Genomic DNA, 14,906 nt, shown 5'->3' with positions numbered 1-14,906 from the left:
GTGCGCGCGAAGCTCAGGTGCCTTCGCGCAAGTCGCCGAGCCGGCCCTTGGTGCCGGGCAGGCTCCCGGGCGGCAGCTTCGCGTAGATGTGCTTCACGGTGTCGACGAGCGTCTCCTGCACGTCGCGCGCGTGGAAGCCGAGCTCGGCCTGGGCCTTGGCGGCATCCAGCCAGAAGTAGTGCTCGCCAATCTCCACTTCCTGCGGGTCCAACGGCGCGGGCGTGCCACGCAGCTTCGCCCAGCGCTCCAGCAACTGGCCGCCCAGGATGTTCACCTGCTTGGGCAGCCGCAGCCGGGGCGCGGGCACGCCGGTGAGGCGCTCCAGCCGTTCGAAGAACTCCCGGGTCGTCATGTTCACGCCCATCAGGTGGCGGCCATACAGCTCGCCCCGGGTGAGCGCCTGGAGGAACGCCTCCGCGGCGTCGCGCACGTCCACGAAGGAGATGCCGCCACCCGGCATCGCCGGAATCTCCCGGTTGAGGAACTTCACCACCGTCCACGTCGACGACAGCCGGTCATCCCCGGGCCCCATCAACAGGCTGGGGTTGAGCACCACGAGCGGAATGGCGTGCTTGCGGCAGTACTCCAGCGCCAGCTTCTCCTCGTAGATTTTGGAGATGTAGTACGGCCACCGCGCTACCACGGTAATCGGGTAGTCAGCGGACTCGTCGAGCACCGCCTCCTCCTTCGACACCGCCGTGGTGCCGGACGTGGACGCGAGGACGACGCGCTTCACGCCCGCCTCGCGCACGTCGCGCAGCAGCTCGCGCGTGCTGTCCACGTGCAGCTCGAACATCTTCCGGGCGTCCTTCGGCTGGAAGGAGACGAGCCCGGCGAGGTGATAGACGCCCTCGACTCCGTCCAGCGCGCGGCGCACCGCGTCCCGGTCCTTCAAGTCGCCGGCGACGTACTCCGTGCCCGCATACGCCGGCCCCGTCGGACGCGAGCGTCCGATGAGGCGCACCGTGTGGCCCGCCGCCACCAGCTTGGGCACCAGATGCGTGCCCAGGAACCCCGTGCCTCCAGTGACGAGCAGCTTCACGAGTTCTTCCCTCCCGAGGGAAGCGCGGGCAGGACGTCCACGTCCGTCGAGGGCGGTCCGCCCAGGTTGAGGACACGTCCGTCACGCAGCTCGCGCACCGCGTCCTCGGCGATGCGGGTGGCGTAGCGGTAGCTCTCCGAGCGCGACATGCCCTGCGAGCGCGCGCGCAGCGCCTCGTGTCCCAGCGCGGGGCCGATGCTCACCTTGAGGTCCTTGGACTTGGGGAAGACGCTGCCCTTGGGCAGCGCGTCGAAGGCGCCGTGGATGTAGAGCGGCAGCACGTCCACCCGGTACGTCAACGCCAGATAACCCAGCGTGGACTTGAACTCCTGCAGCTCGCCGGTGGGCGAGCGCGTGCCCTCCGGGAAGATGAGGACGTTGAAGCCCTGGCGCAGCGCCTCGCCCGCCTGACGCAGCGACTGGCGCAGCGAGCCGTGCCGTTCGATGGGGACCAGGTTGGTGAAGTTCTCGAACCACGCGCGCTTGAGCGGCGTGTCGAAGAAGTAGTCGCGCGCGGCCAGCGAGACGAGCCGGTCTCCCTGCTCCTCCAGCACCACCCGCACCAGGCCCGCGTCCAGGTGGCTGGCGTGGTTGGCGATGACCAGGAAGTTGCGGTTCATCGGGATGAAGGAGCGGCCGGTCACCTTCACGTCGAAGACGCCGCCGTAGAGGACCTTCTGCCCGAAGGACAGCAGCTGTCGGCCCACGTCCGCGACGACGTCCGGCACCGGAATCTCCACCTCCTCCGCCTTCGCGTTCTCCTTGGAGATCTCCTTCGCCCGCGTCTCCGCCGACGGCCGGCGACCCGACGCAATCACCACCTTGCGCAGGTCCTCCACCGTCTGCACCTGCGTCAAATCCTCAATCGCCGGCAGCGGCACGCCCGCGCCTTCCAGCGCGGAGGACAGCTCCGTGAGCATCAGCGAGTCGAAGCCCAAGTCCCCCGTGAGGTGCGTCTCCGGACGCACGTCGGAGAGCGGCTTGTGGCAGACCTCGGCGATGAGCGGGTAGAGCCACTCGGACGCGCCGCCGGTGCCCGCCACCGTGGCGGCCACCTTCTCTCGCGCCTTGGTGGCGCTGGCCGCAACGCGCTCCAACCGCTGCAGCTCCTCCACCACCTGCTTGCGCTTCACCTTGCGCGTGGAGGTGCGCGGCAGCTCGCCATCCCAGAAGCGCAGCACCTTCATGCGCCGGTAGAAGGGCATGCCCGCGCCCACCTTGCGGAAGTGCTCCTCCAACTCGCGGCGCACCTCCTCGCGGGGACGGTCTCCGTAGTCCGGCACGCACAGACACGCCACCTTCTCGCCACCCGCGTCGTCCGTCAGGCCGACGATGGACAGCTCCTTGACGTGCGGGTGCTCCTGGTACAGCTCCTCCAGCTCGTCCGGGTAGATGTTCTTCCCGTTGTGGTCGATGATGACGTCCTTGGCTCGACCCACCAGGTACAGCCGGCCCTCCGCGTCCACGCGGCCCAGGTCGCCGGTGTGCAGCCAGCCTTCCTTCAGCACCACCTCCGTCGCCTCGCGGTCCCCGAAGTAGCCCGCCATGACGTTGGGGCCCTTGGCCAGCACCTCGCCAATGCCGTCGTTGTCCGGCTGGAGGATGCGCACTTCGATGCCTGCGAGCGGCTTGCCCACCGAGCCGGGCGTGCGCTTGTTGCCAGGCGTCGCGACGGCGAGCACCGGCGCGGCCTCCGTCAGGCCGTAGCCCTCCGTGATGTTGAAGCCCAGCTCGTGGAAGGCCTTGTGCACTTCCTCGGGCAGCGCCGAGCCACCCGACACCAGCACCTTGATGCGCCCGCCGAACTTGCGGTGCACGGGCCAGAACAAGAGCTTGCCCAGGTTGACGTTGGCGCGGTTCCGCAGCTCGCCGTGCGTGGCCATCATCGCCTTGATGGCCTGCTCCACCAGCGGCGGACGGCTGGCGAACTCCTGCGTCATCTTCCGGTGCAGCAACTGCCACAGCGCCGGCACGCCAATCATCGCGGTGATGCGGCCCGTCTCGAAGACCTCGCCCAGCCGGTCCGACGTCAGCTCGTCGATGTACGTGATTTCAGCGCCGCGCGAGAACGGGGTGAGGAAGCCCGCGGAGAACTCGAACGTGTGGTGCAGCGGCAGCACGGACAACACGCCGTCGCCCACGCCCACGTTGAACACGCCAGCCAGCTTCGCCACCAGCGAGGAGAAGTTGCGGTGGGTGAGCATCACGCCCTTGGGCGTGCCCGTCGTCCCGGACGTGAAGATGAGGCTCGCCAGGTCATCCGCCGACGCCGACTTGCGCACCGGCCCGATGCGGTCCTCCGGGTACGCCGGGTCGCCCGTCATCGCCTCCGCGAGGCTCGCGATGATGACGTTGTCACCCAGCGCGCCGAACAGGCCAGAGAAGTCCCGCGACGCGTCCTCGGACATCAGGCAGACCTTCGCCTCCGCCCGCTTCGCGATGTTGATGACCTCCGCCTCGCTCAGGCCCGGGTCCACCGGCACCATCGTCGCGCCAGCACGCAGGATGCCGAAGAAGCACGTGCCCCACTCGGGCCGGTTCTCCGACACCAGCAGCACCCGGTCTCCAGGCTTCACGCCTGAGCGCACCAGGAAGCTGCCCACGCGCGCCGCATAGCGGTGCACCTCGCCGAAGGTGAAGCGCTCCTCCTTCTCGCCCGCCACCATGCGGAAGGCCACCCGGTGCCGGTACGCATGCACCGTCGCCTCGAACAGCTCCAGCAAGTCGCGGTGCGCGGGGATGACGGTGCGCTTCTCGCGCTCCTCCTCCAGGCCGGGGAACACCCACTTCTCCAGGCCCGGCAGGTGCGTCTCCATGAAGTACGCGCGCCAGTCGATGTGCTCCGGGTCCCACGGAATCTTCAGCCGGTCCGCGTGCACCATGCGCGTGTAGACCGAGCGCGTGTTGTCACAGCGGAAGACGTAACGGTTCTCGTAGAGGAAGGGGAGGAACAGGTCCGTCATCGCGATGAGGCCCGCGTTGCTCGTCTCCACCTCCTCGAGCGACACCTTGGCCTTGTCCAACATCGCCTGCACGGCCGGCGCGCCCCAAGCGGGCCGCACCTCGTCGATGGCCTTCCTCAGGAATTTGGCGCCCCGGACGAGCATGGGCGCGCTCATCCACTCGAACTCGAGCTTGCTGACCGGCTGCGGCTCCAGCCGCGAGCGCAGCGAGTTGAGCACCTTGTTGCCCGACTCCTTGTTCCGGTAGTAGCGCCGACGGTACAGGCCCACCAGCTCCACGGAGCGGCTGGCGTAGAACGGATTCACGTCGCCGGAGGCCAACTGGTAGACGCGCCGCTCCTCCACGTCGATGGACTGCGCGGTGATGCCAATCGTCGCGCCCGCCACCTGGTCCACCGGGATGATGTCCAGGATGGTGTTCTCGCCCGCGGGGATGCCACCCGGGCCCTTGATGCCGGCGAAGGCCAGCGGCGCGGACGTGGTGAAGCCCTCGTTCCAACCCGGGAACGGGAAGTGCCGCGCGCTCTCCACAATCGAGGGCCGCACAATCGCGTAGCGCAGCCCCGGCGTGCCGGCGATGACCTGCTCGCCCAGGGACTTCGTGTACGTGTACGTGTTGGGCCAGCCCCAGTGCGCCGCGCGCTCCATGCCCGCGCGCACCAGCTCGCCGCTCAGCCACAGCTTGCGCTCACGGCCGACCGCGAGCCGCAGCGTCTTCTCGTCGTTGACGTCGCGGCCTTCCTCGGCCAGCCGGTCCAATGCCTTCTTGCGGAAGGTGGACGTCAGCGCCCGGTCATCGGCCTGCTCGCGCAGCCGCGCCACGATTCGCTCCGCGTCCTTCAGCTCCTGCTCCAGGCTGAAGTCGCGCCCGTCCAGCTCGTCCTTCTTCGGGAAGTAGCCTCGGACCTCCTCGTCCTCGAACACGAGCCCGCTGCGGTTGCCCGCGACGAACGACGTGGACATGTGGATGAGGGGCACCGCCCAGCGCAGCGCCAGCTCCACCGCGTACTTCACGCCGTGGGTGTTGACGTTGAGGCCGACCTCCAACGAGGGGTTGAAGGACACCAGGCCCGCGCAGTTGACGAAGGCGTGCACCTTGCCCGTCAGCTCCGCCACCTGGGCCTCTTCCAGGCCCACCCACGGGTCGGTGATATCGCCGTCGAGGACGTGGCACTTCTTGCGCAGGAACTCGAGCGCGCCCTCTTCCCCGTAGGTGTCGCGCAGGGGTTGGAAGGGCTCGCTGGTGGCGACCTTGTCGAAGAAGCGACGCTCGGCGGAGGCCGCGCTGCCCTTGCGGACGAGCACGTACACGCGCTCCAGCTCCTGCCCGTAGCGGTGCAGCAGCATGGACAGCGTCACCTTGCCCACGAAGCCCGTGGCGCCCGCGAACAACAGGCGCTTGCCGGTGAAGACCTGGGAGACGTTCAGCTCGGGTTGCGGTGACATGTCCGGCCTCACTTCACGTCCACCATCACCGTGGGGGCGATGCGCAACAGGCTGATGGTGGCCGAGCGGCCCATGAAGCCACGCGCTTCCTCGATGGCCTCGGTGAGCGTGTCGGTGCGGTCCCAGCCGAGCAGCGCGGGGACGTGGTTGTTCTCCGCGCCCGCGACGATGACCTTGCCCACGTGCTGGCGACCGTTCTCGCCCCAGTACCACATGTAGAAGGGGTGCACGCCGTGGTAGGCGTTGTTCTTCCGGTACAGGTGCACGTAGCTAGGGTTCTCCGCGAACTCCTTCTCGTACTTGTGCTCCAGCTTCATGGAGTCACGCGTCTCGGGAAGCAGCCGGTGGAAGAACTCGATGTAGCTGGGGTGGTGCTCCGGGTCGAACTCGTCGTAGGCCGGGTGCAGCAGGATGAGCACGCCGCCCTTCTTCACCAGCGGCACGCCGCGGTTCAGGTTGAAGAAGTAGCCCAGCCCCATCACCTGCACCAGCAGCGGGTTGAGGATGGAGTTGACGCTGTACGGCGAGACGAACGGAATCGGGAAGATGACGATGTCGCTCTGCCCCTCCACCGGCACCACGTACTGCTTCCAACTGGTCTCCAGCGTCTTGGCGTGCGCGGGCTCGGTGGCCCCGGCGTACACGCCCGTGACGTCGTAGGGCGCCGGAATCGCGTTGAGGATTTTGCGGGCCGCCGCGCGCGGCATCTTGGACAACGCGTAGCGCATGGCCTGGAACTTCAGCCGGTCGCCCTCGGTGTAGTCCTCCTCGCGCTTGGCGAGGAAGTCCGTGGGCGCGCCGAACATGCGGTTGTTCAGCGTGGTCTCGATGTGGAAGACCTTCAGGTGCTTGTCGATGTTGCGGCCGATGCGCTCGTTGCTGCGGTACAGCGCGCTCGCCTTCGGCTCCATGTAGCTTTCCGAAGCGCGGATGGTCTTCGGGTTGTGGTGGTGGCGCAGCGACGCGTAGTTGGACACGCCGGTGCCCATGGACTTGTGCCCGCCATTCATGGGCACGAAGTTCACGTTCACGTAGATGATGAGGTCGCTCTCCGCGACGCGGCGGTTGACGGAGACTTCCTCGCCGTGGGACGTGCGCTCCAGCGCGACGATGCCGTCCGGGTCCTCCGCGTCGTGGTTGTAGTAGCGGTCCGGATAGAAGGCGTCGTAGATCTTCTCGCCCACCATCCGCTTCATCTCGCCTTCCGTCATGCGACGGTGCAGCGCGTTGGCGATGACCAGGTGCACGTCATCCACGCCGCTGTCGGCGGCCAGCTCCAGCACCACCTCCAGGATGGACTGGCGCACGTCCGGCGTCACCATGGGCGGCAGCGGAACGCTGATGTCGTCGATGACGCACGTCAGCCGCATGCCGGGCTTGAGCAGCGCGTGCAGCGGGTCCATGCCATCCGGGTTGTTGATGGCCCAGCGGATGGCGGCCTTGACGTTGGGCACTCCCGCCATGGGCGGGCGGGGGAAGATGACCCGGGTACCCACGGGCAGGTCTTCCTGGAGGAAGCCTTCACCGTAGAAGAGGGCGCGCGGGGGGCTGCCCTTCTCGGTGATGACGACCTGGCTTTCCTCGTCGTACAGCTTCTGGAGCGTCTTGAACGGGCGCATGGCGGGCAGGGGGCTACTTGAGATCGAGGATGGGCCAGTTGTAGGCGCGCGCGATGGAGCGCAGCCGCAGGTCCGGGTTCACCGCGGTGGGACGGCCCACCACCGCGAGCATGGCGTAGTCGGAGGCGCTGTCGGAGTAGCCGTGGCACTTGTCCAGCGTCAGGCCCTCCTTGGCGCAATAGGCACGGATGGAGTTGGCCTTGTTCGCGCCTTCGATGATGGGCGGAATCACCTTGCCGGTGGCCTTGCCGCCCACGAACTGCATCTTGTTGGCGATCAGGTCATCGGCGCCCAGGTGCCGGGCGAGCGGACGCATGGTGAAGTCCAGCGCCCCCGTCACCAGGACGACCTTGCACCCGCTGCGGCGGGCCTGGTCGATGAGGTCCTGGGACTGCTCGAAGAGCGCCGGCTGCAGCACGTCCTCGAACATGTCCTCCGCGATGGTGACGAGGCGGTCCTCGGTCAACCCCGCGTAATAACGGTAGAAGAACTCGTTGAAGGTCTTGCGGTCCAGCGAGTCCATGAGCCCGAAGAGGGGCACGCTGAGGGCGGTGCTCAAGGTCCGTCCCGCGATGCCCGACACGGAGCCCCGGTTCATCGCGTAGTACGCGTAGACGTGGACGACGTTCGTCTTCACGAGCGTCCCGTCGACATCGAAAAAGGCGGCTTTCGAGGGCATGTGGCAGCGGGCTTCCTGACACTCCAGGGGGGGTGAGGTCAACGACACTGGGACGGGGGAAAGCTCCCCCACCCCTGCTAGCATGGCTAGAGCCAGCCTTGCTCGCGGTACCACTCGGCGCTGCGGCGGATGGAGTCCTCCAAATCCCTCCGAGGGTGATACCCCAGGAGGCGCTCGGCCTTCGCGCTGGAGCAGGTCCAGGCGGGCGCGAGCAGCTGTCGGGCCAGCTTCCGATTCAGGGGGAGCTTCTTGCCCGTCACCCGCGACACGCCGTCCGCCGCCGAGGCGAGGGTGCTCAACACCCAGGGACTCATGCGCACCGTGCGGGGCTGGAGCCCCAGCGCCTTCGCTCCCAAATCCTGCACGGCCTCCAAGGAGAGGGGCCCACCCGGGCCCGCGCAGAAGAAGGCCTGGCCCACCGCGCTCGGGTGCTCGGCCTGCAGAATCAGCGCGTCCACCACGTCCTCCACGTCCACCATGGTGAGGGGACGGGGGCCGCCCACCAGCTCCAGCCGGATGCCCTTCTTCACCAGCTTGAAGAAGGTGAGGTTCTCCCGGTCTCCGGGGCCGAGGATGCGCGGGGGACGCGACACCGTCACCGGCAGCCGGTCTCCATAGGAGAAGGCGATGCGCTCCGCCTCCGCCTTGCTCTCGCCGTACCACTCGTGCGGCTGGAAGGCGTCCTCCTCGACGTGCGGGCGGGTGGGGGAGGACGGCCCCATGGCCGCCAGCGAGCCGACCAGGACCAGGCGCGGACGGTGTCCCGCGGCCACCATGGCGTCGCACAACAGGCGGGTGCCCTCCGCGTTGACGCGCAGGAAGTCCTCGCGTGTCGCGCCGCGGCGAACGCCGGCGAGGTGGAAGACGACGTCCTGACCCTCCACGGCGGGGCGCAGCGAGGCGGCGTCCGTCACGTCCCCCTCCACGCGCGTATAGGAGATGCCGGCCAGTCCGGAGGCGTCTCCCCGAGGGCGAAGGAGGCACGTCACGGTGTCGCCGCGCGCCGCCAGGGCACGGGCCAACCAGATTCCAAGGAAGCCACCGGCTCCGGTGATGAGGGCTCGCATGGGGCGTTTCATCCGAAAAAGTACACCTCGTCCGCAAGCGGAATCCCACGTGCCCTGTCGCAATCCTCCGAGGGAGGACACCGCGCGAGGCCGGATTCTCGGGACGGGACGCGCCACGAGAGGGGGGCGTCCCAGCGGGAATCGTGATGCGGAGCCGGTTTCTCGGGCATGAAACGCGTTGCGTAGGGCGTTTCTAGAGGGAAAAACGCAGGAGAGGGCTGTTTTTCGGGCTTGGGCGTGCTACCTACGGCCCACCGGCACTGGCTTAAAAACAAGCGAGGCCGCACAACGTCCCCTTCGGAGGGGAGGAGACTCAAGACGAATGGCCGCCAAGAAAGCTGCTGCGAAGAAGGCTCCCGCCGCCAAGAAGACCGCCGCTGCCCCGAAGCGCAAGCCGAACGCGTCGTTCATGAAGGAGATGACTCCTTCCGCCGCCCTGGCTGAGATTGTCGGCGCCAAGCCGCTGCCGCGCACCGAGGTCGTCAAGAAGCTCTGGGCCTACATCAAGAAGAACAACCTCCAGGACGCGAAGAACAAGCGGCAGATCAACGCCGACGACAAGCTCAAGCCGATCTTCGGCGGCAAGAAGAACGTCACCATGTTCGAGATGACCTCGCTGGTGAACAAGCAGCTGAGCTGACACCGTCGCCGGGGCCACCCGGCAGTTGCATCCCGAGGGCTCTCCGGAAGTACCGGCGAGCCCTCTGCTTTTTGGCGCGCGCGCGAGTGTCCGGCGCGCGCGTCAATCCGGGCCCTTGCAGCGTTGGATAAAGGGCGGAAGTCGCACCCCGCGCTGGCGTCGGAAGCCCTGGCGCCCTACCTCTCGTCCCCATGCTGCTCGACGGACTGGAAGAAGAGGGAGCCGCTCCCACGGGGGCGTCGGGTGCCACCCTGAGCGCGGAGTCGCTGGCGGAGGGACTGTTCTCCCGCGTGAAGCAGGAGCTGGGGGCGCGTCCCCGCACGCCGCTGTCCACCTACCGGGTGCAGATGCACCGCGGCTTCACCTTCCAGCAAGCGCGCGAAGTGGTGCCCTTCCTGGCCCGCCTGGGCGTGAGCGACTTCTATGCCTCGCCCTACCTGAAGGCGACGCCGGGCAGCACCCACGGCTACGACTGCGTGGACCACACCCAGCTCAATCCGGAGGTGGGCTCGCCCGAGGACCACGCGGCGCTGTGCGCGACGTTGCGTGAGCACGGCCTGGGGCAGGTGCTGGACGTGGTGCCCAACCACATGGGCATCGAGCGCGACAACCCCCTGTGGTTCGACGTGCTGGAGAACGGCCCCTCGTCCGTCTACGCCAAGTACTTCGACATCGACTGGTCGCCGGTGAAGGACGAGCTGCGCGACAAGGTGCTGCTGCCGATTCTGGGAGACCAGTACGGCGTCGTCCTGGAGCGCGGAGAGCTGAAGCTGTCCTTCCGCGAGGGCGCCTTCTTCCTCCACTACTACGACCACCTGTTGCCGGTGGCGCCCCGTCAGTACGGCCGAATCTTGCGCCACGGCCTGGAGCGGCTGGAGGCGAAGCTGGGCACCGAGGCCGCGCCCATGGTGGAGCTGCTCTCCATCCTCACCGCGATTGAGCACCTGCCGCTGCGCACGGAGGTCGAACGCGCCCGCGTCGTGGAGCGGCACCGCGAGAAGGAGGTCATCAAGCGCCGCCTGGCCGCGGTGGCGGCGGCCAGCGAGGAGGCCTTCGCGTACATCCAGGACAACGTCCGCGTCTTCAACGGGGAGCCGGGCAACCCGCGCTCGTTCGACTTGCTGGACGCGGTGCTGTCCTCGTGCAGCTTCCGGCTGGCGCACTGGCGGGTGGCGGGCGAGGAGATCAACTACCGGCGCTTCTTCGACATCAACGGGCTGGCGGCCATCCGCGTGGAGGACCCGGAGGTCTTCCAGGAGGCGCACGCGCTCATCTTCCGCTGGCTGCGCGAGGGCTGCGTCACCGGGCTGCGCATCGACCATCCGGACGGCCTGTTCGACCCCACCGCGTACTTCCTCGACTTGCAGGAGCGCTACTTCGTCGAGCGCGCGCACGCGCTGTTCCTCCAGGAGCAGGCCGGGGATGACGCGCGCTGGCCGGGCGTGGAGGCCGCGCTGCGCGAGCGTTGGCGCGCGGAGGTGACGGAGAACCCGTCGAGCCCGCTGCGCAAGGCGCTGTACGTGGTGGTGGAGAAGATTCAAGGCGGCCGCGAGCGGATTCCGGAGGCGTGGGCGGTGCACGGCACCACCGGCTATCGCTTCGCCAACGCGGTGAGCGGCCTCTTCGTGCACCCGGCGGCGGAGACGCACCTGACGGAGACGTACGAGCGGCTCACCGGGGAGCGGGGCGACTTCGCGGAGCTCGTCTACCAGAAGAAGCTCCTCATCATGCGCGTGTCCATGGCCAGCGAAATCAACGTGCTGGCCCACGAACTCAACCGCATCTCCGAGATGAGCCGCCGCACCCGCGACTTCACGCTCAACTCGCTGCGGCGCGCGCTGGTGGAGTTCGTCGCGCTGTTCCCCGTGTACCGCACCTACGTGGACGGCTGGCGTCCGGGGCTGGACGCGCGCGACGTGCAGTACGTGGAGTGGACGATTCAGCGCGCCAAGGAGCGCAACGCCACCACCAACGCCTCCATCTTCGACTTCCTGCGCGACATCCTCCTGGGTCGCTACCCGGAGCAGTCCGACGAGCGCGAGCGCGCGGTCATGCTCCGCTTCGCGATGAAGCTCCAGCAGGTGACGGGCCCCGTCATGGCCAAGGGCCTGGAGGACACCGTCTTCTACATCTACAACCGGCTGGTCAGCCTCAACGAGGTGGGCGGGGAGCCGGAGCGCTTCGGGGTGCGCGCCAACACCTTCCACCTGCGCAACCAGGAGCGCGCGGAGCACTGGCCGGCGAGCCAGCTCACCTCCAGCACGCACGACACCAAGCGCAGCGAGGACGTGCGCGCGCGCATCAACGTGCTGACGGAGGTGCCCGAGGACTGGCGCAAGCTGGCGAAGCGGTGGATGCGGCTCACCGAGAAGTTCGTGACGCCGCTGACCTCCGGCCCCGCGCCCAGCGCCAATGACGTCTACCTCTTCCTCCAGACGGTGGTGGGCGCCTGGCCCATGGGCGAGTCCCAGTCCCCGGAGGCGATGGCGGACTTCCACCGCCGGGTGCGCGAGTACATGGCCAAGGCCATCAAGGAGGCCAAGGTCCGCACCTCGTGGACCAACCCGGACAGCGCCTATGACGACGCGGTGGCCCGCTTCGTGGACGCGTGCTTCGACGTGGACAAGGGCGCCACGTTCCTCGCGGAGGTGCGCGACTTCAAGCGGCGCATCGAGCGCGCCGGGCAGCACAACGCACTGGGACAGTTGCTCTTGAAGCTGGCCTCGCCCGGCGTGGTGGACACCTACCAGGGCTGCGAGCTGTGGGATTTGTCGCTGGTGGACCCGGACAACCGCCGACCGGTGGACTTCGCCGCGCGCGCGAAGTTGCTGGACGCCCTGGACGCACAATCGAAGGAGGACCGGGCGGGGCTGTGCGCGCGGCTGGGGGCGCACCTGGACGACGGCGAGGCGAAGCTCTTCCTGTTGTCACGGGTGTTGCGGCTGCGGCAGCGTCACGCGGAGTTGTTCCGGAGCGGCGGCTACAAGGCGCTGGATTTGTCCGGGCCCCGGGCCCAGGCGGCGGTGGCCTTCGTGCGGGAGCAGGAGGACTCGGTCGTCCTGGTGTGCGCGCCGCGCTACGTCCTGTCCGCGCTGGAGTCCCCCGAGGGGCTGGCCGGTGCGTATGAGAACACGTTCCTCGACCTTCCGGAGGCATATGCGGGCATGATGTTCCGCGATGTCTTCACCGGGCGACAGGTGCGGCCCGAGCGTGGGTCGGGTGGCGTGGTGCTGCCTCTCGCGTCGCTCCTGTCGGGATTCCCGGTGGTGCTGCTGGAGAGGAGCACTGGATGAGGAGGGCCGAGGTGCTTCCAGGGAAGCCGTTTCCCCTGGGCGCCACGTATGACGGGCATGGGGTCAACTTCGCGGTCTTCAGTGAGCACGCGAAGAAGGTGGAGGTCTGTCTCTACGACGCGGACGAGCCGTCGAAGGAGACGCGCCGCTTCCCGCTGCTGGAGAACACGCACCAGGTGTGGCACGGCTATGTGCCGGACCTGACGCCGGGGACGCTCTACGGCTTGCGGGTCCATGGGGCCTTCGAGCCGAAGAAGGGCCTGCGCTTCAACCCGCACAAGCTGCTGGTGGACCCGTATGCCCGCGCCATTCACGGCGGCGTGGACTACGGCGCCCCCATCTACGGCCACGTGTCCGGCGGCAAGGACGAGGACCTGGTCCAGGACAAGCGGGACGACGCCGCGGCGGTGCCCAAGGCCGTGGTGCTCCAGGACACCTTCGACTGGGAGGGCGACACGCTGCCCCGCGTGCCCTGGCACCAGACGGTCATCTACGAGCTGCACGTCAAGGGCTTCACCAAGCTGCACCCGCGCGTCCCAGAGGAGGTCCGGGGCACCTACGCGGGCCTGGGCCACCCGGCCGTGATTGAGCACCTGAAGAAGGTGGGCGTCACCGCGGTGGAGCTCCTGCCCATCCACCACATCGTCGACGAGCCCTTCCTCGCCGAGCGGAAGCTGACGAACTACTGGGGCTACAGCACGCTGGGCTACTTCGCGCCGGACGCGCGCTACAGCGCAGCGGGCTCGCGGGGCGGCCAGGTGGACGAGTTCAAGGCGATGGTGAAGGCGCTCCACCGCGCCGGCATCGAGGTCATCCTCGACGTCGTCTACAACCACACCTGCGAGGGCAACCATCTGGGGCCCACGCTGTCCTTCAAGGGCGTGGACAACGAGGCCTATTACCGCCTCACGGAGAAGGACCCGCGCTACTACCTGGATGTCACCGGGACGGGCAACTCGTGGAACGCCACGCACCCGTACGCGCTGAAGCTCGTCGCCGACTCGCTCCGCTACTGGGTGGAGGAGATGCACGTGGACGGGTTCCGCTTCGACCTGGCCACCACGCTGGGGCGCGACAGGCACGGCTACGACACGCGCGCGGCCTTCTTCCAGATTCTCCACCAGGACCCGGTGCTCAGTCAGGTGAAGCTCATCTCCGAGCCCTGGGACGTGGGCGACTTCGGCTACCAGGTGGGCAACTTCCCGGTGCTGTGGAGCGAGTGGAACGGCAAGTACCGCGACACCATCCGCCGCTACTGGAAGGGCGATGACCGGCAGGCGGCGGAGATTGGCTACCGGCTCACCGGCAGCTCGGACCTGTACGCGCTGTCGGGCCGCAAGCCCACCGCGAGCGTCAACTTCGTCACCGCGCACGACGGCTTCACGCTGCACGACCTCGTCACCTACAACGACAAGCACAACGAGGCCAACGGCGAGGAGAACCGCGACGGCGCCAACGACAACCACTCCTGGAACTGCGGGGTGGAGGGCGAGACGGCGGACGCGAAAATCAACGCCCTGCGCGAGCAGCAGAAGCGCAACTTCCTGGCCACGCTCTTCCTGTCCCAGGGCGTGCCCATGCTGGTGGCCGGCGACGAGATGGGCCGCACCCAGAAGGGCAACAACAACGCCTACTGCCAGGACAACGCCCTGTCGTGGGTGGACTGGGAGCTGAACGACACGCAGCGCGCCCTCCTGGAGTTCACCAGCCGCCTCACCCGCCTGCGCCGCGAGCAGCCCGTGCTGCGCAAGCGCCGCTTCTTCCGCGGCGCGCACATGTGGGACAGCGAGCTGAAGGACCTGGCGTGGTTCCGGCCGGACGGGAAGGAGATGAAGAAGGACGACTGGGAGAAGCCCTACGTCCGCTCGCTCGCCTTCCTTCTGGGCGGTGACGCCATCGCCGCGCCGGATGACGAGGGCAACCGGATTGTGGGCGACACCGTGCTCGTCCTGATGAATGCCCACCACGAGCCCATCTCCTTCCTGCTGCCAGCCCTGGAGTGGGGCGCTGACTGGGAGCAGGTGGTGGACACCGCCATGGCGGGGGAGTCCCTGCACACACACACGCCCGCGGGCGGCAAGGTGCAGGTGGCGGGGCGCTCGTTGATGGTGCTGCGCAGGCCCGCGACGGAGTGATGGAGTGGCCGGGCCCCTGAAT

General features: G+C 68.1%; 8 protein-coding genes. 3 read left to right on the top strand and 5 right to left on the bottom strand.

Translation table 11 applies throughout. The annotated features are described in order from the left end of the window. Window positions 1–13 precede the first annotated feature (13 nt). The 5 genes from G4D83_RS29200 to G4D83_RS29180 all read right to left on the bottom strand — a co-directional run bounded on the left by G4D83_RS29200 (window position 14) and on the right by G4D83_RS29180 (window position 8,816). Complete coding sequence (locus G4D83_RS29200) at window positions 14–1,042, bottom strand: NAD-dependent epimerase/dehydratase family protein (protein ID WP_163868147.1); 1,029 nt, start codon at window positions 1,040–1,042, stop codon at window positions 14–16. After that, complete coding sequence (locus tag G4D83_RS29195; RefSeq protein WP_163868146.1) at window positions 1,039–5,451, bottom strand: AMP-binding protein; 4,413 nt, start codon at window positions 5,449–5,451, stop codon at window positions 1,039–1,041. The genes G4D83_RS29200 and G4D83_RS29195 overlap by 4 nt, the downstream gene beginning before the upstream one ends. Window positions 5,452–5,459: 8 nt before the next feature. After that, the gene (larAH, locus tag G4D83_RS29190) at window positions 5,460–7,070 is read right to left on the bottom strand and encodes an NPN-dependent hydroxyacid isomerase, LarAH14/15/16 family (protein WP_163868145.1); all 1,611 of its coding nucleotides are present in this window, start codon (window positions 7,068–7,070) and stop codon (window positions 5,460–5,462) included. Between the two features lie 13 nt (window positions 7,071–7,083). Next, the gene (locus G4D83_RS29185) at window positions 7,084–7,749 is read right to left on the bottom strand and encodes an HAD family hydrolase (protein ID WP_163868144.1); all 666 of its coding nucleotides are present in this window, start codon (window positions 7,747–7,749) and stop codon (window positions 7,084–7,086) included. Between the two features lie 86 nt (window positions 7,750–7,835). After that, window positions 7,836–8,816 carry an NAD-dependent epimerase/dehydratase family protein gene (locus tag G4D83_RS29180; RefSeq protein WP_163868143.1) on the bottom strand — a complete coding sequence of 327 codons (981 nt, stop codon included), beginning with the start codon at window positions 8,814–8,816 and terminating at the stop codon, window positions 7,836–7,838. Between the two features lie 322 nt (window positions 8,817–9,138). Here G4D83_RS29180 and G4D83_RS29175 point away from each other — a divergent pair, with 322 nt between their 5' ends. From G4D83_RS29175 to glgX, 3 genes are all read left to right on the top strand, one after another. Further along, on the top strand, window positions 9,139–9,456 hold the full coding sequence (locus G4D83_RS29175) for an SWIB/MDM2 domain-containing protein (protein WP_163868142.1): 318 nt from the start codon (window positions 9,139–9,141) through the stop codon (window positions 9,454–9,456). A 191-nt stretch (window positions 9,457–9,647) separates the two neighbouring features. Further along, entirely contained in the window at window positions 9,648–12,749 is a 3,102-nt protein-coding gene (treY, locus tag G4D83_RS29170) for a malto-oligosyltrehalose synthase (RefSeq protein ID WP_163868141.1), read from the top strand. Beyond that, window positions 12,746–14,884 carry a glycogen debranching protein GlgX gene (gene glgX, locus G4D83_RS29165; protein ID WP_163868140.1) on the top strand — a complete coding sequence of 713 codons (2,139 nt, stop codon included), beginning with the start codon at window positions 12,746–12,748 and terminating at the stop codon, window positions 14,882–14,884. The genes treY and glgX overlap by 4 nt, the downstream gene beginning before the upstream one ends. Window positions 14,885–14,906 lie beyond the last annotated feature (22 nt).

The sequence above is a fragment of the Myxococcus eversor genome, assembly GCF_010894455.1.
GTDB classification, from domain to species: domain Bacteria; phylum Myxococcota; class Myxococcia; order Myxococcales; family Myxococcaceae; genus Myxococcus; species Myxococcus eversor.
Note: the sequence above shows the minus strand (reverse complement) of the source record. Positions and strands in the feature narration are given on the sequence as shown.